Annotated in this window: 17 protein-coding genes; 7 read left to right on the plus strand and 10 right to left on the minus strand. The window is 65.0% G+C overall.

Going from position 1 to position 19310, the window contains the following annotated elements; genetic code table 11:
- On the plus strand, positions 1-384 hold the full coding sequence (locus tag AC0J42_RS26235; RefSeq protein WP_416426894.1) for a carboxymuconolactone decarboxylase family protein: 384 nt from the start codon (positions 1-3) through the stop codon (positions 382-384).
- On the opposite strand, the gene AC0J42_RS26240 is transcribed toward AC0J42_RS26235, so the two are convergent.
- The 9 genes from AC0J42_RS26240 to AC0J42_RS26280 all read right to left on the minus strand — a co-directional run bounded on the left by AC0J42_RS26240 (position 381) and on the right by AC0J42_RS26280 (position 11534).
- Positions 381-1736, minus strand: coding sequence for an amino acid permease (locus tag AC0J42_RS26240; protein ID WP_416426895.1), 1356 nt, complete (start codon positions 1734-1736; stop codon positions 381-383). The two genes, AC0J42_RS26235 and AC0J42_RS26240, sit on opposite strands and share 4 nt — an antisense overlap.
- Positions 1737-1793: 57 nt before the next feature.
- Entirely contained in the window at positions 1794-2735 is a 942-nt protein-coding gene (locus AC0J42_RS26245; protein ID WP_473004472.1) for an AEC family transporter, read from the minus strand.
- Between the two features lie 142 nt (positions 2736-2877).
- Positions 2878-4431 (minus strand): galactarate dehydratase, encoded by a 1554-nt coding sequence (garD, locus tag AC0J42_RS26250; RefSeq protein WP_416426897.1) that lies wholly within the window; start codon positions 4429-4431, stop codon positions 2878-2880.
- A 12-nt stretch (positions 4432-4443) separates the two neighbouring features.
- Positions 4444-5808, minus strand: coding sequence for an MFS transporter (locus AC0J42_RS26255; RefSeq protein ID WP_473004473.1), 1365 nt, complete (start codon positions 5806-5808; stop codon positions 4444-4446).
- Positions 5809-5956: 148 nt separating this feature from the next.
- Positions 5957-6868, minus strand: coding sequence for a 5-dehydro-4-deoxyglucarate dehydratase (gene kdgD / locus AC0J42_RS26260; protein WP_027976790.1), 912 nt, complete (start codon positions 6866-6868; stop codon positions 5957-5959).
- 211 nt (positions 6869-7079) lie between these two features.
- A complete protein-coding gene (locus AC0J42_RS26265; RefSeq protein WP_027976789.1) occupies positions 7080-7826 on the minus strand; it encodes a FadR/GntR family transcriptional regulator in 747 nt (248 codons plus the stop codon).
- Positions 7827-7893: 67 nt separating this feature from the next.
- Positions 7894-9633 (minus strand): ABC transporter ATP-binding protein/permease, encoded by a 1740-nt coding sequence (locus tag AC0J42_RS26270; protein ID WP_416426899.1) that lies wholly within the window; start codon positions 9631-9633, stop codon positions 7894-7896.
- A gap of 85 nt (positions 9634-9718) precedes the next feature.
- Positions 9719-10279: a response regulator transcription factor gene (locus AC0J42_RS26275; protein ID WP_416426900.1), complete on the minus strand. Its 561-nt coding sequence runs from the start codon at positions 10277-10279 to the stop codon at positions 9719-9721.
- The gene (locus AC0J42_RS26280) at positions 10272-11534 is read right to left on the minus strand and encodes an ATP-binding protein (protein ID WP_416426901.1); all 1263 of its coding nucleotides are present in this window, start codon (positions 11532-11534) and stop codon (positions 10272-10274) included. The genes AC0J42_RS26275 and AC0J42_RS26280 overlap by 8 nt, the downstream gene beginning before the upstream one ends.
- 300 nt (positions 11535-11834) lie before the next feature.
- Here AC0J42_RS26280 and AC0J42_RS26285 point away from each other — a divergent pair, with 300 nt between their 5' ends.
- Positions 11835-12359: an RNA polymerase factor sigma-70 gene (locus AC0J42_RS26285; RefSeq protein ID WP_416426902.1), complete on the plus strand. Its 525-nt coding sequence runs from the start codon at positions 11835-11837 to the stop codon at positions 12357-12359.
- A 3-nt stretch (positions 12360-12362) separates the two neighbouring features.
- On the opposite strand, the gene AC0J42_RS26290 is transcribed toward AC0J42_RS26285, so the two are convergent.
- The gene (locus AC0J42_RS26290) at positions 12363-13274 is read right to left on the minus strand and encodes a LysR substrate-binding domain-containing protein (protein WP_416426903.1); all 912 of its coding nucleotides are present in this window, start codon (positions 13272-13274) and stop codon (positions 12363-12365) included.
- A gap of 241 nt (positions 13275-13515) precedes the next feature.
- Between AC0J42_RS26290 and AC0J42_RS26295 the strand changes: the two genes are divergently transcribed.
- From AC0J42_RS26295 to AC0J42_RS26315, 5 genes are read left to right on the plus strand one after another with little or no spacing between them, the layout of a single operon-like run.
- The gene (locus AC0J42_RS26295) at positions 13516-14628 is read left to right on the plus strand and encodes an ABC transporter ATP-binding protein (RefSeq protein ID WP_416426904.1); all 1113 of its coding nucleotides are present in this window, start codon (positions 13516-13518) and stop codon (positions 14626-14628) included.
- Positions 14629-14637: 9 nt separating this feature from the next.
- Positions 14638-15567, plus strand: coding sequence for an ABC transporter permease (locus AC0J42_RS26300; RefSeq protein WP_473004474.1), 930 nt, complete (start codon positions 14638-14640; stop codon positions 15565-15567).
- A complete protein-coding gene (locus AC0J42_RS26305) occupies positions 15567-16373 on the plus strand; it encodes an ABC transporter permease (RefSeq protein WP_473004475.1) in 807 nt (268 codons plus the stop codon). The genes AC0J42_RS26300 and AC0J42_RS26305 overlap by 1 nt, the downstream gene beginning before the upstream one ends.
- A 29-nt stretch (positions 16374-16402) precedes the next feature.
- Entirely contained in the window at positions 16403-17437 is a 1035-nt protein-coding gene (locus AC0J42_RS26310; protein WP_416426907.1) for an ABC transporter substrate-binding protein, read from the plus strand.
- 58 nt (positions 17438-17495) lie between these two features.
- Positions 17496-18956 carry an amidase gene (locus AC0J42_RS26315; RefSeq protein WP_473004476.1) on the plus strand — a complete coding sequence of 487 codons (1461 nt, stop codon included), beginning with the start codon at positions 17496-17498 and terminating at the stop codon, positions 18954-18956.
- Positions 18957-19310 lie beyond the last annotated feature (354 nt).

Consider the following 19310-nt stretch of genomic DNA (forward strand, 5'->3'; position numbering starts at 1 on the left):
ATGACCGCCAACAACCACAACAAGCCGGGCGTCGAGATGCGCCGCCAGGTCATGGGCGACGCCTTCGTCGACCGCGCCCTGGGCAACGCCACCGAGTTCACCCAGCCGCTGCAGGACTTCGTCAATGAACACGCCTGGGGCAGCGTGTGGAACCGCCCGGGCCTGGAGCTGAAAACCCGCAGCCTGATCACCCTGGCGGCGCTGACCGCGCTCAAGTGCCCGCAAGAGCTCAAGGGCCACGTGCGTGGCGCCTTGAACAACGGCTGTACGGTAGAGGAGATTCGCGAAGCGCTGCTGCACTGCGCGGTGTACGCCGGTGTGCCGGCAGCCATCGATGCCTTCCGTGCGGCGCAGGAAGTCATCGACAGCTACCAGCCGGCCTAGGCCTTGGCGCGGCGCTTGAAGAGGTAGGCCAGCACCAGCACGATGACCCAGGCTGGCATCAGCATCACCGAGATGCGAATGCCCGGCGTCAGCCACATCACCAGCACGATGCCGGCCACGAACAGCAGGCACAGGTAGTTGGTGAACGGGTAGCCCCAGCTTTTGAACGAGGTGTCTTCACCGGCCTGGCGCTTGGCCTTGCGGAACATCAAGTGGGTGATGCTGATGATCACCCAGTTGATGACCAATGCCGCCACGGCCAGGGCCATCAGCAGGCCGAACGCCTGGCCGGGCATCAGGTAGTTGATCAGCACGCACAGGCCGGTGGCGGTGGCCGACACGCCCAGCGCCGTCAGCGGCACGCCACGCTTGTTGACCTTGAGCAGCGCCTTGGGGGCATCGCCCTGGGTGGCCAGGCCGAACAGCATGCGGCTGTTGCTGTACACGCAGCTGTTATAGACAGACAGTGCGGCGGTCAGCACCACGGCGTTGAGCAGCGTGGCGACGATGTTGCTGTCCAGCGCGTGGAAGATAAGCACGAACGGGCTGCCGCCTGTCACCACTTTCTGCCACGGGTACAGCGACAGCAGGATCGCCAGCGCGCCCACGTAGAACAGCAGGATGCGGTAGATCACCTGGTTGGTGGCGCGCGGGATGCTGCGCTTGGGGTCATCGGCCTCAGCCGCGGTGATGCCCACCAACTCCAGGCCGCCGAACGAGAACATGATCACCGCCATGGCCATGGCCAGGCCGGCGATGCCGTTGGGGAAGAAGCCGCCGTGCTGCCACAGGTTGGCCACGGCCGCATCAGGGCCGCCATTGCCGCTGGCCAGCAACCAGGCACCGAAGCCGATCATGGCGATGATCGCCGCCACCTTGACCAGCGAGAACCAGAACTCCATCTCGCCAAACACCTTCACCTGGGTAAGGTTGATCAGGTTGATCAGCACGAAGAAGATCGCCGCCGACACCCAGGTCGGCACGCCCGGCCACCAGTACTGCACGTAGATGCCCACGGCCGTCAGCTCGGCCATGCCCACCAGCACGTACACCACCCAGTAGTTCCAGCCCGACACAAAGCCGGCCATGCCGCCCCAGTAGCGGCTGGCGAAGTGGCTGAAGCTGCCGGCTACCGGCTCGTCCACCACCATCTCGCCCAGCTGGCGCATGATGAAGAAGGCCATCAGGCCGGCGATGGCGTAGCCGAGGATCACCGACGGCCCGGCCATGTTGATGGTCTGGGCAATGCCCAGGAACAGCCCGGTGCCGATGGCACCACCCAGCGCGATCAGCTGGATATGGCGGTTCTTGAGGCCCCGGTGCAAGCCCGTGGGCGTCGATTGTTGGTCCATTGAAGCTTCCTTGAGCTCGGATGACTGCATGACGGCATGCGCAAAGGCGCACAGGATCTAGATCCAGCCGCCCCACTGCAATAGGAAAATGCCGATATTGGTGGTAATTGCAGCACCAACGGTCGTAATAACGATGATGGCCGCAGCCAATTGATGGTTGCCGTTGGCCGCCCGGGCCATGACATAGCTGGCCGCCGCGGTAGGGCTGCCGATGTACAGGAACAGGATGCCCAGTTCCGCGCTCCGGAAGCCGCACAGCCAGGCGCCCAGGGTGCCGAACAGCGGCAGCCAGACCATCTTCACCAGGCTGGCGCTCAGGGCCAGCTTGCCGCTTTCGCGCAGCGCCGCCAGCGACAGGGTGCCGCCGATGCAGATCAGCGCCAGCGGCAGGGTCATCTGCGCCAGGTAGTCGCCGCTGGCCAGCAGCCAGTTGGGCAGGCCGATCTGCAGGTAGGCCATGGGCGCGGCGGCCAGCACGCTGATGATCAGCGGGTTGGCCAGCACGCTCTTGAAGATGCTCCAGGGGTCAGACTTGATGTTGGGGCTGTAGATGGCCAGCACCACGGTCGACAGGCTGTTGTAGAGCAGAATCACCAGGCCCGCGAGAATAGCCCCCAGGGAGATGCCGTAGTCGCCGTACATACTGGCCGCCAGCGCCAGGCCCACCACGCCGTTGTTGCCGCGAAACGCACCTTGGGTATAGATGCCGCGGTCTTGCACCGGGCTGCGCCAGATGGCCATGCCCCAGGCGGCGGCGAAGCTGGCGAAGGTCACCAGCACGAAATACAGCAGCAGGCCCGGCTTCATGGCCGCGTGCAGGTCGGCGTGATAGATGCCCAGGAACAGCAGCGCCGGCATGCAGACGTTGAACACCAGGGCCGAGGCGATATGAATGAAGTTGTCGTTGATCCAGTCGATGCGCTTGAGGAACACACCGAGAAACAGCATCGCGAACACCGGTGCGGTGATGTTCAGCGTCTGTATGAAGATGGCCAGCATGCCAAGGGAACCTGATTGCCCGTTGTTAGGGGGCCAATGATAAGGCCTGCGGGGCTGTTGATGTGAAAATCAATCGTCCGTGACGCGGCCTGCGGCCGCTGCTACAGAGCCCGTAGCAGCGGCCGCAGGCCGCGTCCCGACTTCAGGTAATCGGCGCCGGGTTGAACAGCACGATGTCATTGTGCAGCTTGTGCTTCTCGGCCCAGGTCTGTTCCTTGCCGCTGGCCACGTCCAGGTAGTAGTGGAACAGCTCCCAGCCCAGGTCCTCGATGCTGGCCCGGCCAGTGGCAATGCGCCCGGCGTCGACGTCGATCAGGTCCGGCCAGCGCTGGGCCAGTTCGGTACGGGTCGACACCTTCACCACCGGCGCCATGGCCAGGCCGTACGGCGTGCCGCGGCCAGTGGTGAACACGTGCAGGTTCATGCCCGCCGCCAGTTGCAGGGTGCCGCAGACAAAGTCGCTGGCCGGCGTGGCGCAGAAGATCAGGCCCTTGCGCTGCACCCGCTCGCCCGGCCCGACCACCGCGTTGATCGCGCTGTTACCGGATTTCACGATCGAACCCAACGACTTCTCGACAATGTTCGACAACCCGCCCTTCTTGTTGCCCGGCGTGGTGTTGGCGCTGCGGTCGGCCTCGCCCTTGGCCAGGTAGCGGTCGTACCAGTCCATCTCGCGTACCAGCGCATCGGCCACCGCCGGGGTTTCCGCGCGCGAGGTCAGCAGGTAGATGGCGTCACGCACCTCGGTCACTTCCGAGAACATCACCGTGGCGCCGGCGCGCAGCAGCAGGTCGCTGGCGTAACCCAGCGCCGGGTTGGCGGTGATGCCGGAGAAGGCGTCGCTGCCGCCGCACTGCATGCCCAGGATCAGCTCGCTGGCCGGCACGGTCTCGCGGCGGCGCTCGTTGAGTTTCTTCAGGCGCGTCTCGGCCAGCTCCATGATCTGCTCGATCATCTCGCCGAAGCCGTGGCTGGCGTCCTGCAAGCGGTACAGCCAGGGCTCGCTGAGGTCCACCGAAGCATCGCCTTCGTGCATCACCTGCCCGGCCTGCAGCTTCTCGCAGCCCAGGCTGATCACCAGGGCTTCGCCGCCCAGGTTGGGGTTGCGCGCCAGGTTGCGCACGGTGCGAATCGGGATGTAGGCGTCGGTGGCGGTAATGGCCACGCCGCAGCCGTAGCTGTGGGTAATGGCGACCACGTCATCCACATGGGGGTATTTGGGCAGCAGTTCGTCGCGAATGCGCTTCACCGCATGGTCCAGCACGCCGGTCACGCACTGCACGGTGGTGGTGATGCCGAGGATGTTGCGCGTGCCCACGGTGCCATCGGCGTTGCGGTAGCCTTCGAAGGTGAAGCCTTCCAGCGGCGGCAGCGCCTGCGGCACCTTGTCGGACATGGGCAGGCTGTCCAGCGCCGGCGCCGTTGGCATGCGCAGCAGGTCCTCGCGCACCCAGGTGCCGCGCGGGATGGGTTTCAGGGCGTAGCCGATCACCTGGCCGTAGCGAATCACTTCGCCGCCCTCGGCGATGTCCACCAGGTTGACCTTGTGGCTTTGCGGTACGTGTTCCAGGGTGATCAGGCCGCCCGGCAGTTCGGTGCCTTCCGGCACACCCTGGTCGTTGACGATCACCACAACGTTGTCGCGCTCGTGCAGGCGAATCACCCGCGGCGAGTCAGCGTGCTCAATTAACTGCATGAAACGCGCTCCTCAAATTTTGGCTGGGGACAGCTGTTCTACCGGCTTGCGCGAGCCTTTGCTCGGCGGCTCGGTCAGCTCGACCCGTTTGATCTGGCCGACAATCACCAGGTAGCTGATCACCGCCACCAGCGCGTTGGCGCCGACGAACACCAGGGCCCACTTGAACGAGCCGGTGGTGCTGATGATGTAGCCGATGACGATAGGCGTGGTGATCGAAGCAATGTTGCCGAACATGTTGAACAGGCCACCGCTCAGGCCGGCGATCTGCTTGGGCGAGGTGTCGGACACCACGGCCCAGCCCAGCGCGCCCACGCCCTTGCCGAAGAACGCCAGGGCCATGAAGCCCACCACCATCCATTCGATGTCCACATAGTTGCACGCCACGATGGTGGTCGACAGCAGCAGGCCGCCAATGATCGGCGCCTTGCGGGCAAAGGTCAGGGAGTGGCCACGGCGCAGCAGCCAGTCAGAGATGATGCCGCCCAGCACGCCGCCGATAAAGCCGCAGATGGCCGGCAGCGAAGCGATGAAACCGGCCTTGAGGATGGTCATGCCGCGCTCCTGCACCAGGTACACCGGGAACCAGGTCAGGAAGAAATAGGTGATGCCGTTGATGCAGTACTGGCCCAGGTACACGCCCAGCATCATGCGGTTGGTGAGCAGTTGGCGAACGTAGTCCCACTTGGGGCCTTCGCGCTTGCCCTGGGGCTTGTCGTCCATGTCGACCATGCCGCCGTTGCTGGCGATGTGTTCGAGTTCGGCCTTGTTGATCATCGGGTGCTGGCGCGGGCTGTGGATAACCTTCAGCCACACCAGCGAGAAGGCGATGCCGATGCCGCCCATGATCATGAACACGTGCTGCCAGCCGAAGGTGAAGACAATCCAGCCCATCAGCGGCGCGAACAGCACGGTGGCGAAATATTGCGCGGAGTTGAAGATCGCCGACGCAGTGCCGCGTTCGGCGGTGGGGAACCAGGCGGCAACGATGCGCGCGTTGCCGGGGAACGACGGCGCTTCGGCCAGGCCCACCAGGAAACGCAGCATGAACAGCGCGACCACGGCCGTGGACACGCCAAAATCACCGACGAAGCCTTGCAGCACGGTGAACGCCGACCAGGTGAAAATGCTCAGGGCGTAGACCTTCTTCGAGCCGAAGCGGTCCAGCAGCCAGCCACCGGGAATTTGCCCGGCCACGTAGGCCCAACCGAACGCGGAGAAGATGAAACCCAGGGTGACGGCGTCGATGCCGAGGCTTTTTTGCAGGCTGGAACCGGCAATAGCGATGGTCGCACGGTCGGCGTAGTTGATCGTGGTCACCACAAAGAGCATGAGCAGGATCAAATAGCGGACGTGCGTCTGCTTGGCGGCTTGCATGAAGGTGTACTCCCACTGATTATTTTTTTTAACGCGGGTTTTTCATTCACGGTGTAACAGTGTGGGAGCTGGCTTGCCAGCGAGCTCTTAGGGCCTCAAAAGCTCGCTGGCAAGCCAGCTCCCACTGGCCAGGTAGGAGCAGTAAAGCTTACTGCGGGCCCATCTTGTCCATCAGGGCTGCCAGCATTTCGTACTCTTCGCCGGTCAGGTCGGTCAGCGGGGTACGCACCGGGCCTGCGTCGTAGCCGGCGATCTTGGCGCCTGCCTTGACGATGCTCACGGCGTAGCCGGCCTTGCGGTTGCGGATGTCCAGGTAGGGCAGGAAGAAGTCGTCGATGATCTTGCCGACGGTGGCGTGATCTTCCTTGGCGATGGCGTGGTAGAAGTCCATCGCGGTTTTCGGGATGAAGTTGAACACTGCCGACGAGTACACCGGCACGCCAAGGGCCTTGTAGGCCGCGGCGTAGACTTCGGCGGTCGGCAGGCCGCCCAGGTAGCTGAAGCGGTCGCCCAGGCGACGGCGGATCGACACCATCAGTTCGATGTCACCCAGGCCGTCCTTGTAGCCGATCAGGTTCGGGCAGCGTTCAGCCAGGCGCTCCAGCTGCACGGCGTTCAGGCGGCAGACGTTGCGGTTGTAGACGATGACGCCGATGTTCACCGACTTGCACACCGCTTCCACGTGGGCGGCAACGCCGTCCTGGCTGGCTTCGGTCAGGTAGTGCGGCAGCAACAGCAGGCCCTTGGCCCCCAGGCGCTCGGCTTCTTGTGCGTATTCGATGGCCTGGCGGGTGGCACCACCGACGCCGGCGAGGATTGGCACGCTACGGGCGCAGGTGTCGACAGCAGTCTTGATGACTTGCGAGTACTCGCTGGCAGCCAGGGAGAAGAATTCACCGGTACCGCCGGCGGCGAACAGCGCGCTGGCGCCGTACGGGGCCAGCCACTCCAGGCGCTTGATGTAGCCAGCGCGATCGAAGTCGCCCTGGGCATTGAAATCGGTCACCGGGAAAGACAGCAGGCCGGCGGAGAGGATGGACTTCAGTTCTTGTGGATTCATTATTCGAACACCCTGGTTTGCGTGGAATGTGCGCTCAGCCTTCGCTGATGTCGTACGTCATCGTACAACTGAAATTATGAATGCTCAATAGGCTGGGCGACGAAATGTCATGGGAAGTGCGAAGGGGTCGAAGACGTCTGTGGGAGCTGGCTTGCCAGCGAGCTTTTGAAGGCCCCAAAACTCGCTGGCAAGCCAGCTCCCACACTGCGAATCAGGCGGTTGCCTGGGCCTCTTCATGCGCCTGGCGCAGCCGTTCGCGGCTGTTGGTGAGGTGCAGGCGCATGGCCGCGCGGGCGGCATCGGAATCCTGGCGGGCGATGGCCTCGTAGATTTCCTCGTGCTCGCGGCTCAAGCGGTTCATGTAGTGCTGCTGGTCATCATGGGCCAGGCGCGCCGAGTTCAACCGCGTGCGCGGGATGATGCTGGTGCCCAGGTGGGTCATGATGTCGGTGAAGTAGCGGTTGCCGGTGGACAGGGCAATCTGCAGGTGGAACTGGAAGTCCGAGGCCACGGCGTCCGAGGCGTGCGCGGCGCTTTCGGCCAGCGCATCCAGGGCCGCGCGCATGGCGGCCAGCTGCTCGGGCGAGCGACGCTGGGCGGCCAGGCCGGCCGATTCCACTTCCAGGCTGATGCGCAATTCGAGCACGGCGAGCACGTCACGCAGGGTGACGATGGTCGCCGGGTCGATACGGAAGCCGCTGGGGCTGGGCGTGTCGAGCACGAAGGTGCCGATGCCATGGCGGGTTTCCACCTGCCCCGCAGCCTGCAAGCGCGAGATAGCCTCGCGCACCACGGTGCGGCTGACGCCCTGCTCTTGCATGATCGCCGACTCGGTGGGCAGCTTGTCGCCACGCTTGAGCTCACCCTTGAGGATGCGCTCGGTCAGCACGGTGACCAGTTCCTGGGCAAGGCTGCGAGGTTTGCGACGGCCGCGAGGCGGGGCGATTGGCGTTTCCATGGCGAACTTCTTATCTCGAGATCACGTTTATAGGCGCATCATAGCGCATTCCAGTCGTACGACCACATTACACCGCGGTCGGTGCCCCGGTGATTTGATTCACCAGATGTCCGCCCTCGATGCGCACGTGGCGCGAATGGAAGCGCTTGAGCGTGCTGCGGTGGCCAACGCTGATGATGCTCAAGCCTGGCAGCTGCTCGATCAGGCCCTGGTACAGCGCCGCTTCGTCTTCCTCGTCCATGGCCGACGTCGCCTCGTCCATGTACAGCCACTTGGGCGCGTAGAGCATGGCGCGGGCAAAGGCCACGCGCTGCTGTTCGCCCGGCGAGAGCAGGCGCTGCCAGTGGTTGCCTTCGTCCAGGCGCTCCACCAGGTGCGGCAGGCGGCAGGCTTGCAACACCTGCACGTAGCGTTCCTGGCTGTAGGTGTCGCCCGGCTGTGGATAACTCAACGCCTCGCGCAGCGGGCCGATCGGCAGGTACGGTTTCTGCGGCAGGAACAGCGAGCGGCCCTGGGGCATGCGGATATGCCCGTGGCCGTTGGGCCACAAACGGCCCATGGCGCGCAGCAAGGTGCTCTTGCCACTGCCCGAGCGGCCGCTGACCAGCAGGCGTTCGCCCGAGGCCACAGCCAGGCTGGCGCCCGCCAGCAGGTGGCGGCCATCGGCCAGGTCGAGGTTGAGGTTGTCGACGCTCACTGCCTCGCCCTGCTCTTCCACGGCGATGGCCGGCGCGCGGCTTTCATTGTCGCTCATGGCCTGGCGGAAGCTGATAAGACGGTCACAGGTGGCTTTCCAGCCGGCGATGGTGGAGAAACTGTCGATGAACCAGCTCATGTCGCCCTGCACGTTGCCGAACGCCGAGTTGATCTGCATCAGCTCGCCCAGTTCGATCTTGCCGGCGAAATAACGCGGCGCTGCCACCACGAACGGGAAAATCACTGCCGCCTGGCTGTAGCCGGCGGTGAAGAAGGTCAGGCGCTTGGTGACTTTCATCAGCGCCCAGTAGTTGCTCCACACCTTGCCGAAGCGGGTGGTCAGGCGCTCTTTCTCGTTGGGTTCGCCGCTGTACAGGGCGATGCTCTCGGCGTTTTCACGCACCCGAATCAGCGAGAAACGCATGTCGGCTTCGAACCGCTGTTGCTGGTTGTTCAGCGGGATCAGGCTGCTACCGATCCAGCGGGTCAGGAAGCTGCCGACAATGGCATACACCAGCGCGCACCAGAACATGTAGCCGGGGATGGTCACGCCAAACACTTCGATGCTGCCCGACACACCCCACAGGATCACCGAGAACGACACCAGGCTGACCACCGTGCGGATCAGGCCCAGCACCAGGCTCAGGGTGTCGGAGGTGAAGTTGTTGAGGTCTTCGCTGATCCGTTGGTCAGGGTTGTCGGTGTGGCCGCCCTGCTCCATCTGGTAGTAGCTCTTGTTCTCGAGCCAGCGGTTGAAGTGGCGTTGGGTGAGCCAGCGGCGCCAGCGAATGGTGAGCATCTGCGTCAGGTACAGGCGGTACACCGCGCCCAGGATGGCCACCGCGGCAATGCCGCAGAAATACAGGATCAGGTGGGTGAAAGCAGCGAAGTCTTTCTTCTGCAGGGCGTTGTAGAAGTCGCGGTACCAGCTGTTCATCCACACCGAGATCCACACGCTGAACAGCGACAGGCCGATCACCGAGGCCAGCAGCAGCCAGGCCTTGCCCTTCTCTTCACTGCGCCAGTAGGGCCAGATCAGCTGCCATACCCTTCGAAAAAAATGACCACGCACGGCATCGTTGACCGCGGAATATTCAGCGTTCTGATTCATTGGACAGGCTCGACGGTAGGAGGCCACGCAGGGCAGATCGATCCCGATCCACCCGCGCGGAAAAAAGACTCATGGGTTCGGCGACTCAGCGACGAACCGGGCGCTTCTGGAGTTTGCGCTGCAGGGTGCGCCGGTGCATGCCCAGGGCGCGGGCAGTGGCGGAGATGTTGCCTTCGTGCTCGGTGAGCACGCGCTGGATGTGTTCCCACTGCAGGCGGTCCACCGACATCGGGTTTTCCGGCACCAGGGTGTCCAGGTCAGCGTGTTCGGACAGCAGGGCTGCCAGCACGTCGTCGGCGTCGGCCGGCTTGCACAGGTAGTTGCAGGCGCCGCGCTTGATGGCCTCGACCGCAGTGGCGATGCTCGAGTAACCGGTGAGGATCACCACGCGCATCTCCGGGTCCAGCTCCAGCAGCTTGGGCAGCAGCACCAGGCCCGAGTCGCCTTCCATCTTCAGGTCCAGGGCCGCGTAGTCCGGCAGGTCTTCCTGGGCCAGCTTCAGGCCTTCGTCGGCGCTGGCGGCGGTGGTCACGCGGAAGCCGCGGCGCGCCATGGCGCGGGCCATCACGCGGGTAAAGGTCGAATCGTCGTCGACCAGCAACAGATGCGGCAGCTCTTCGCTTTCGACCTGGTTTTCATCACTCATGTCTGTCTCCTCGGGCGTCACGGGGCAGGCGCAACTCTGTGAGTGTACCGCCCTGCTCATGACTATAGAGTTTTACCGAGCCGCCTGCGCGTGTCACGCTGGCTTTGCTCAAAAACAGGCCAAGGCCGAAGCCCTTGCCCTTGGTAGTAAAGAAAGGTTTGCCGATTTGCTCGGCGATAGCCAGCGGCACGCCCGGGCCGTGGTCGCGAATCACGATGAAGATATCTTCAGCGTTCCAGTCCAGGTGCACTTCCAGGCCTTCGGCGCAGGCATCGGCGGCGTTGTTCAGCAGGTTCAGCAGCGCCTGGGTCAGGTCTGGCGGCGGCGCCAGCTCCGGCACCTCGCCCTGGCCCAGGCGCTGGAAGCGGTAGGTGGCTTCCGGGCGCATCAGGTGCCAGCGGTTTAGCGCCTCGTCCAGCCAGGCCGTCACGGGCTGTTCCATCACCGCCATGCGGCGGTTGGCCTCGGCGGCGCGCACCAGTTGTTGCAGGGTTTCCTTGCACAGCTTGACCTGGTCCTGCAGCACCGACAGGTCTTCCTGCAGCGCCGGGTCGTGGTGGTCCTGGCGCATTTCCTTGAGCAGCACGCTCATGGTCGCCAGCGGCGTGCCCAGTTCATGGGCGGCACCGGCGGCTTCCGTGGCCACGGCCAGCAGTTGCTGGTCGCGCAGGCCTTCCTCGCGGCGCTGGGCACGCATCTGCTCCTGGCGGCGCAGTTCCTCGGCCATTTTCGCGGCAAAGAAGGTGATGACCCCGGCGGCCAGGGCAAAACTCAGCCACATGCCGTAGTTCTGCAGGTTTTCCCGGGCGATCGGCAGCGTTGGCAGCGGATAGAAACGCACCAGCAGCACCGAGTAGCAGGCCAGGGCGATACCCGACAGGATCACCGAATACAGCCACGGCAGCGTCACCGCGGCAATGGTCAGCGGCACCAGGTAATAGGACACGAAGGGGTTGGTGGACCCACCCGAGTAATACAGCAGCGCGCTGTGCAGCAGCAGGTCGCAGGTCAGTTGCAGGGCGTATTCCTGCTCGGTCACCGGCAGCGAGGCGCGCACGCGCAACGCGGTCACGGTGCACAGCAGCAACGACACCGCCAGGGTGGCGCTGAGCTGCAGCCAGGGCAGTGGCAACAGGTGCGTCAGGTAGGCGAAGCCCACCGAGCCGGCTTGCGCGGCCAGCACCAGGAAACGAATAAAGGTCAAGCGCCAGAGGTTCTGGCGTGTAGCGGACAACGGCATAGATGGGGCGAGCATGAGCTCTCCTGATGAGCGCTCCAGGCAGATCGTTGCAAGTATAACCAACTCGCGGCGCGCACAGACAATTGTGCGGCAAAGCGCCACAGGCCGCGTCATGGGCGCCGCATGGTTCCAAGCAGCTCGCGAGACCCGGACGCCGCCTGCGGCAGCTGCTACGGGGGTGGGGAGGCAGTGATGGCAATTGTGTCATAGAAGAAAAAATCATGAGACGCGAGCAGAAATCATTTGATAAAGATTATCAATCACATTAGTTTTACCGCTTCCCCATGTGCACTGCCGCATAGGTCAACACGTCAAATGCCTAAAACAATCAGCATCGAGCCAAGGCCGGCTCTTCAGCAACTGTTCGTGACCCATCGCCAGCGCTTCATCAACGCCGCCACCCGCATCCTGGGCTGTCGCGCGTCGGCTGAAGACGTGGTGCAGGATGCCTTCGTGAAAATGAACGGCAACGGCGAAAGCCCGGGCATCCAGTCCCAGAGCAGCTACCTGATGCGCGTGGTGCGCAACCTGGCCATCGACCACTATCGCCGCCAGGCGCTGGAAAAACGCTACAAGTGCAGCGAAGAGGAAGGCCTGAGCGTGGCCGTGCCCGGCGCCAGCCCCGAGACCCTGCACGAAGACCGCCAGACCCTCGACAAGCTGGCCCTGGCCCTGCAGGACCTGCCGCCGCGCACCCGCTACGCCTTCGAGCAGTACCGGCTCAATGGCCAGTCGCAGAAAGACATCGCCCTGGAACTGGGGGTGTCGCCGACCCTGGTCAACTTCATGATCCGCGACGCCCTGGTGCACTGCCGCAAGACCCTCAACACCCTGGGCTGAAGCCTACGCCCCGGCGCCGTCGAAAGCGCCGGCGAACTCTTCGCGCAGCGCCTGCGCCAGCCACTGCTCGAACCACTGCACGTCCGCCGACAACTGCCCGCTGGGCGTCAGCAGCTGGTAGCTCTCCAGCGGCACCTCCACGTCGATCGCCCGCACCAGCGTGCCGGCCGCCAGCTCGTCGCGCACCAGTACTTCGTTCGCCAAGGCTATGCCCTGCCCGCTCTCGGCCACGGCCAGGGCGTGGTCGTTGCTGACGTAGAGCACGTCCGACGACAGCTGGGCGTCGATGCCCAGGGCCTTGAACCACATGTTCCACCACTCGCCGTCGTCGAAGTGGATGAGGTCCAGCTTCATCAGGTCCTGCACCCGGCGGATAGGCTTGATGCTGGCCAGGTACTTGGGCGTGCAGATGGGGAACACCCGCGGGCAGATCAGCGTGGCGCGGCTGTTGGCGTACTGGCCGGGCATGCCATAGACGATGCCCAGGTCGGCGGTGCGCGCGTCCACCTCGGTGAAGGTGGAGTTGGGCTCGATGGCCACCTTCAAGCCCGGGCGCAGGTGGCGCAACGTCTCGATGCGCGGCGTCAGCCAGCGCTTGGCCAGGCCCGGCACCACCATGATGCGCAGCCAGCGCTCGCTGGCGTGGGGCTGCAGGGCCTCGCCGGCCTCGATGATCTGCTGCAGGGCACGGGAGATCTTCTGGTGATACTTGCGCCCGCCCGGCGTCAGCACCACGCCCCGCGAGGTGCGTTCGAACAACTGCACGCCCAGCCAGTCCTCCAGCAGCTTGACGTGCCGGCCCACCGCCGGCTGGGTCACGTGCAGGGCCTTGGCGGCTTCCACGTAGCTGCCCAGGCGCGCGGCGGCATCGAAGGCGCGGATGGCATTGAGGGGTGGCAGATGCAGGTTGGACATGACGTTTCCGGCCTCGCGCGCTGTTAAATTATTTAACACCACCTATGTTAAAATTGATCTTTCGCCCCGGCAATCCCTCGCTGATAATCAGGCCAACGCAGAACAACAACGGCCCTGCCAAGCGGCCGGTATCACGACTCTCTACTCCTGCCAAAACAACAATATTCCATCGTCCCGGGCTGCATGCGGTGCACTTGGCCGCCTGCTGGAAAGGGCTCGATGGGGGAATCGGAGGTACTGCATGAGCGCCTTGCATTCGCTACAGATGCTGGCTGTTTCCATCCGTTCGGTACGCAAGGTCTATGGCGACCCGGACACCGGGCCCGTGGCCCTGAAGCACGTTGACCTGGACATCCGCGACAACGAATTCTTCACCCTGCTCGGCCCCTCGGGCTGCGGCAAGACCACCCTGCTGCGAATGATCGCCGGCTTCGAGTTTCCCACCCGCGGCGAGATCCAGCTGTACGGCGAAAACATCGCCGACCGCCCGCCCCACCAGCGCCCCGTGAACACCGTGTTCCAGCACTACGCGCTGTTCCCGCACATGAGCATCGCCCAGAACCTGGCCTTTGGCCTGGAATCGCACCCCATGGGCAAGCGCCTGGGCAAACCGCAGGTGGCCGAGCGGGTGCGTGAAATGCTGGCGCTGGTACAGATGGAGCGCTTCGCCGAACGCCGCCCCGCACAGTTGTCCGGCGGCCAGCAGCAACGTGTCGCCCTGGCCCGGGCGCTGGCGCCGCACCCCAAGGTGCTGTTGCTGGACGAACCGCTGTCGGCGCTGGACCTGAAGCTGCGCCAGGCCATGCGCGAAGAACTCAAGGCCATCCAGGCGCGCACCGGCATCACCTTCATCTTCGTCACCCATGACCAGGAAGAAGCCCTGACCATGTCCGACCGCATCGCCGTGCTCAGCGAGGGCGAGGTGCAGCAGGTGGGCCGCCCGGACGAGATCTACGAACGCCCGCGCAACCGCTTCGTCGCCGACTTCATTGGCGAGACCAACCTGATTCCGGCGGTGGTCAGCCGCATCGACGGCGCCAGCGCGCTGTACCAGACCCCAGGCGGCGCTGCCGTCACCGCGCCGGTGCACGAGGGCCTGCGGGTGGGCGCCAGCGTCAACCTGTCGATCCGCCCCGAGCGCCTGCAACTGATCGAGCTGCCCCGCCAGGGCGCCATGGACTGCACCGTGGAGCAGCAGATCTACCTGGGCACCGACCTGCAGTACCAGGTGCGCCTCACCGGCGGCCAGCGCCTGACCGTGCGCGTGCCCAACAGCGGCGGCCAGCGCTTTGCCCTGGGCGGCCGCGCCGGCCTGCTGCTGGAAAACAACAGCGCCAGCGTGCTGGTGGACTGAGGAGGCAACATGGACACAACCACTGTGCTGCCCCGCCCCAGCGCCCTGCTGCGCCGCAAGGCGCTGGGCAACGTGCTGGGCGTGAGCCCGGCGCTGACCGCCATCGGCCTGTTCCTGGTGGTGCCGATACTGATCGTGATGGCCTACTCGCTGATGCAGGCCAACCCCTATGGCGGGGTCGATCATCACTTCAGCACCGAGGCCTACATTTCCCTGCTGTTCGAACGGCAGATGGACGACAGCCTGGCCTTCACCGACGCGTACCTGATGATTGCCCTGCGCTCCATCGGCATCGCCGGGCTGACCACGCTGATCACCCTGCTGATCGGCTTCCCCGTGGCCGTGTGGCTGGCCATGCAGCCGCCCCAGCGCCGCGGCCTGCTGATTTTCCTGATCACCGTGCCGTTCTGGGCCAACCTGCTGATCCGCACCTACGCCTGGATTCTGCTGCTGCGCGACAGCGGCGTGATCAACAACAGCCTGATGGGCCTGGGCCTGATCAAGCAGCCGCTGCCGCTGCTGTACACCGACGGCGCCGTGCTGCTGGGTCTGGTCTACACCTACGCGCCGTTCGTGGTGCTGCCCATCTACGCCACCCTGGAGAAGATGGACATCCGCCTGCTGGAGGCCGCGCAAGACCTGTACGCCGGCAAGTGGCGCACCCTGCGCAAGGTGGTGCTGCCCATCGCCAGGCCCGGCATCATGGCCGGCGCCATCCTCACCTTCGTGCCGTGCCTGGGTGCCATGATTGCCCCGGAACTGCTGGGCGGCGGCACGAAGCTGATGCTCGGCAACCTGATCTTTCGCCAGTTCAGTGACGCCCGCAACTGGCCGTTCGGCGCCGCGCTGTCGCTGGTGCTGATGGCCGCCGTGATGCTGGTGTTGACCCTGTACGCCCTGCGCGCCGAGCGCCAGCGCGTTGCCCAAGGAGGCCTGTGATGTTGCGTCTACTGACCCGTGGCCGGCTGGGGGTGCAGGACTTCCCCGGCTTCGGCGGCTTCAGCTTTTTGTTCTACCTGTACCTGTACGCGCCCATCGTGGTGCTGGTGGTGTTCTCGTTCAACGCCAACCAGTCCGCCACCGTGTGGACCGGCCTGAGCCTGGACTGGTACCGCGCCGCGTTCGCCAACCAGGCCCTGCGCAGCGCCGCCGGCAACAGCCTGCTGGTTGCCTGCTGCGCCAGCGTGATCGCCACGGTGATCGCCACCCTGGCGGCGCTGGGTACCTCGCGCGGGGCGAAATTCAAGGGCATGCAGCTGTCCATGGGCGCGATCATGCTGCCGCTGGTGCTGCCGGAAATCGTCGTCGGCGTCGCTACCCTGGCGCTGTTCTCGTCGCTGGGGGTGTCGCTGGGCTACGGCAACCTGATCATCGCCCACACGGTGTTCTGCATCCCGTTCGCCTACCTGCCCATCCGCGCGCGGCTCAACGACATGGACCTGTCGCTGGAGCACGCCGCAGCCGACCTGTACGCCGGCGCCTGGCGGATCTTCACCAAGGTCACGCTGCCACTGCTGATGCCGGGCATCGTCAGCGGCCTGATGCTGGCGTTCATCGTCTCGCTGGATAACTTCGTGATCTCGATGATGGTCTCGCAGGCGGGCACCACTACCTTGCCGATCTTCATCTTCGGCCTGCTGCGCATGGGCGTGACGCCGGACGTGAACGCGGTTTCCACGCTGATCCTCGGCGTGTCGGTGCTGTTCGTCAGCCTTTCCTATCTGCTCGGCAAAAAGAAAGCCTGAGCCTTTTGTCCAACCGTGGGGGGTTTTGCATGAAGACGTTGATGACCACCGTAGGGATGTCGCTGGCGCTGGGCCTGGCCGGCACCGCGCAGGCGGCGGAGCAGTTGAACGTGGTGAGCTGGAGCGGCTACTTTTCGCCGGAGATTCTCAACAAGTTCGAGAAGGAAACCGGCATCAAGGTGACCGTGGATTCCTACGATTCCAACGAGACCCTGCTGGCCAAGCTGAAACAGGGCGGCAGCGGCTATGACGTGGCGATTCCGTCGCACCAGTTCGTGCCCATCCTGATCAAGGAGCAGCTGCTGGAGCGCTTCGACCCGGCCAAGCAGCCGTACTACGCCAACGTGGTGGACAACCTGAAGAATCCCACCTGGGACCCAGACGGTGCCTACGCCATGCCGTTCATCTGGGGCACCACCAGCGTGGTCCTCGACACCGCGCGCTACAAAGGCCCGCTGGACAGCTACGACGTGCTGTACCACCCGCCGGCCGAGCTGCAGGGGCGCATCAACATGTTCGACTCCTCCAGCGAGGTGATCGACACCGCCAGCCTGTACCTGAACATTCCGCTGTGCAGCGAAGACCCCAAGCAGATGCAACAGGTGCTGGCGCTGCTCAAGGCGCAGAAGCCGTTCGTGAAGACCTACAGCTCCAAGGCCGGCTCGATTCGCGAGAACCTGGCCGCGGGTGAAGTCGACATGTCGATGTTCTGGGGTGGCTCGGCCATGCGCGCCCGCGAGATGAAACCGAGCCTGGCCTACCTGTACCCCAAGCAGGGCGTGATGGCCTGGGTGGACAACATGGTCATCCCCAAGGGCAGCCAGCACCCGGACAACGCGCGCAAGTTCATCGCCTTCCTCAGCCAGCCTGAAAATGCCGCCATCACCCAGAACTTCCTCAAGCACCAGAGCCCGATCAAAGGCGTGGAGCCGTTCCTCGACGCTAGCCTGAAGGATGCGCCGGAGCTGCACATTCCCACCGGCACCAAGGTCGTGTTCAGCCAGACCTGCGGCGAGGGCGCCATCCGCCTGGCCGACCGGCTGTGGACCAACCTGATGCGCTGATGCACCCCTGCCCCGCCAGGACGGCGGGGTCTGTTTTCCTGTTACCAAGGTTGCTGCCATGAACACCCCGACTGTCAACGAGCTGGTGCTGCTGCCGGCCCATGAGCTTGCCGAACGAATCCGCCTGCGCCAGGTGTCCTGCCGCGAGGTGATGCAGGCCTACCTGGCCCACATCGAACGCTTCAACCCGCTGGTCAACGCCCTGGTCAGCCTGCAACCGGCCGAACGGTTGCTGGCCCAGGCCGACGAGCGCGACGCGCAACTGGCCCAAGGCGTCTACCTGGGCTGGATGCACGGCCTGCCCCACGCCATCAAGGACCTGTCGCTGACCCAGGGCATTGCCACCACCCTGGGCTCGCCGCTGTACCGCGACTTCATTCCCGAGCGCGACGGCATCATGGTGGCGCGCATCAAGGCCGCCGGCGCGATCATCATCGGCAAGACCAACACCCCGGAATTCGGCCTCGGCTCGCAAAGCTACAACCCGCTGTTCGGCGCCACCGGTTGCGCCTTCGACCCCAGCAAGACCGCCGGCGGCAGCAGCGGTGGCGCCGCCGCGGCCCTGGCCCTGCACCTGGTGCCGGTGGCCGACGGCAGCGACATGATGGGCTCGCTGCGCAACCCGGCGGCCTTCAACAACATCATCGGCTTCCGCCCGTCCCAGGGCCGCGTGCCTTTCGACGACGCCGCCGACCTGTTCTTCGACCAGCTGGGCTACGAAGGCCCCATGGGCCGCACCGTGCGCGACACCGCCCTGCTGCTATCGGTGCAGGCCGGCCATGACCCGCGGGCACCGCTGTCGCTGGCCGGCGACGGCAGCGAATTCGCCGCGCCCCTGGCCCGTGACTTCAAGGGCACCCGACTGGGCTGGCTGGGCGACTTCGGCGGCTACCTGCCCATGGAGCATGGCGTCACCGCCCTGTGCGAAAAGGCCCTGGGCGACTTACAGGCGCTGGGCTGCAGCGTGGAGCACGCCGACCTGGGCTTCAGCCCGGAACGCCTGTGGGACTGCTGGCGCACCCTGCGCCACTGGACCGTGGCAGGCTCCCTGGGCAAGGCCTACCAGGACCCGGCCAAGCGCGCGCAGCTCAAGCCCGAAGCGCAATGGGAAGTGGAAAACGGCCTGGGGCTGAGCGCCAGCGCCGTGCACCAGGCCGGCGTCACCCGCACCGACTGGTACCGCGCTATCAACGCGCTGTTTGAACGCTACGACTACCTGCTGCTGCCCAGCGCCCAGGTCTTCCCGTTCGACAAGCGCCAGCACTGGCCCGCCGAAGTGGCCGGGCGCAGCATGGACACCTACCACCGCTGGATGGAAGTCGTCATCCCCGGCACCCTCAGCGGCTGCCCGGTGGCCAACGTGCAGGTGGGCTTCAACGCCCAGGGCCTGCCCATGGGCATGCAGATCATCGGCCGCCACCAGGCCGACTTCGCGGTGCTGCAACTGGCGCATGCGTATGAGCAGGCGAGCCGGTGGTTTGCGCGGGTGCCGGCGCCGGTGTTGAACCTGACGACGTAAACCTTGCAGCCGCTGCCGCCAGGCTGCGCTGGCCCTCGTGCACGCTGCAGATCTTCACCGTGGCACACGCACTGCGCAGCCTGGCGGCTGCGGCTACAGGTCCGGTGGTCGGTGGCGCGGTTGCTCGGGAGGCGTGGCGCGATTGTGGCGCGATTCAAAATAATCGCGCCATTTGCGCCCCCACACGCACCCCGTAGCCGCTGCCGCCAGGCGGCGCTGGCCCTCGTGTACGCTGCAGATCTTCACCGTGGCACACGCCCTGCGCAGCCTGGCGGCAGCGGCTACAGGTCCGGTGGTCGGTGGCGCGGTTGCTCGGGAGGCGTGGCGCGATTGTGGCGCGACTCAAAATAATCG

This window comes from Pseudomonas sp. Tav-5-1A (genome assembly GCF_055755055.1).

What these genes read in the sequence shown, in the direction of transcription:
- AC0J42_RS26235 (WP_416426894.1), top strand. Translation starts at nt 1, where the DNA reads ATGACCGCCAACAACCACAACAAGCCGGGCGTCGAGATGCGCCGCCAG.
- AC0J42_RS26240 (WP_416426895.1), bottom strand. Translation starts at nt 1,736, where the DNA reads ATGGACCAACAATCGACGCCCACGGGCTTGCACCGGGGCCTCAAGAAC.
- AC0J42_RS26245 (WP_473004472.1), bottom strand. Translation starts at nt 2,735, where the DNA reads ATGCTGGCCATCTTCATACAGACGCTGAACATCACCGCACCGGTGTTC.
- garD (WP_416426897.1), bottom strand. Translation starts at nt 4,431, where the DNA reads ATGCAGTTAATTGAGCACGCTGACTCGCCGCGGGTGATTCGCCTGCAC.
- AC0J42_RS26255 (WP_473004473.1), bottom strand. Translation starts at nt 5,808, where the DNA reads ATGCAAGCCGCCAAGCAGACGCACGTCCGCTATTTGATCCTGCTCATG.
- kdgD (WP_027976790.1), bottom strand. Translation starts at nt 6,868, where the DNA reads ATGAATCCACAAGAACTGAAGTCCATCCTCTCCGCCGGCCTGCTGTCT.
- AC0J42_RS26265 (WP_027976789.1), bottom strand. Translation starts at nt 7,826, where the DNA reads ATGGAAACGCCAATCGCCCCGCCTCGCGGCCGTCGCAAACCTCGCAGC.
- AC0J42_RS26270 (WP_416426899.1), bottom strand. Translation starts at nt 9,633, where the DNA reads ATGAATCAGAACGCTGAATATTCCGCGGTCAACGATGCCGTGCGTGGT.
- AC0J42_RS26275 (WP_416426900.1), bottom strand. Translation starts at nt 10,279, where the DNA reads ATGAGTGATGAAAACCAGGTCGAAAGCGAAGAGCTGCCGCATCTGTTG.
- AC0J42_RS26280 (WP_416426901.1), bottom strand. Translation starts at nt 11,534, where the DNA reads ATGCTCGCCCCATCTATGCCGTTGTCCGCTACACGCCAGAACCTCTGG.
- AC0J42_RS26285 (WP_416426902.1), top strand. Translation starts at nt 11,835, where the DNA reads ATGCCTAAAACAATCAGCATCGAGCCAAGGCCGGCTCTTCAGCAACTG.
- AC0J42_RS26290 (WP_416426903.1), bottom strand. Translation starts at nt 13,274, where the DNA reads ATGTCCAACCTGCATCTGCCACCCCTCAATGCCATCCGCGCCTTCGAT.
- AC0J42_RS26295 (WP_416426904.1), top strand. Translation starts at nt 13,516, where the DNA reads ATGAGCGCCTTGCATTCGCTACAGATGCTGGCTGTTTCCATCCGTTCG.
- AC0J42_RS26300 (WP_473004474.1), top strand. Translation starts at nt 14,638, where the DNA reads ATGGACACAACCACTGTGCTGCCCCGCCCCAGCGCCCTGCTGCGCCGC.
- AC0J42_RS26305 (WP_473004475.1), top strand. Translation starts at nt 15,567, where the DNA reads ATGTTGCGTCTACTGACCCGTGGCCGGCTGGGGGTGCAGGACTTCCCC.
- AC0J42_RS26310 (WP_416426907.1), top strand. Translation starts at nt 16,403, where the DNA reads ATGAAGACGTTGATGACCACCGTAGGGATGTCGCTGGCGCTGGGCCTG.
- AC0J42_RS26315 (WP_473004476.1), top strand. Translation starts at nt 17,496, where the DNA reads ATGAACACCCCGACTGTCAACGAGCTGGTGCTGCTGCCGGCCCATGAG.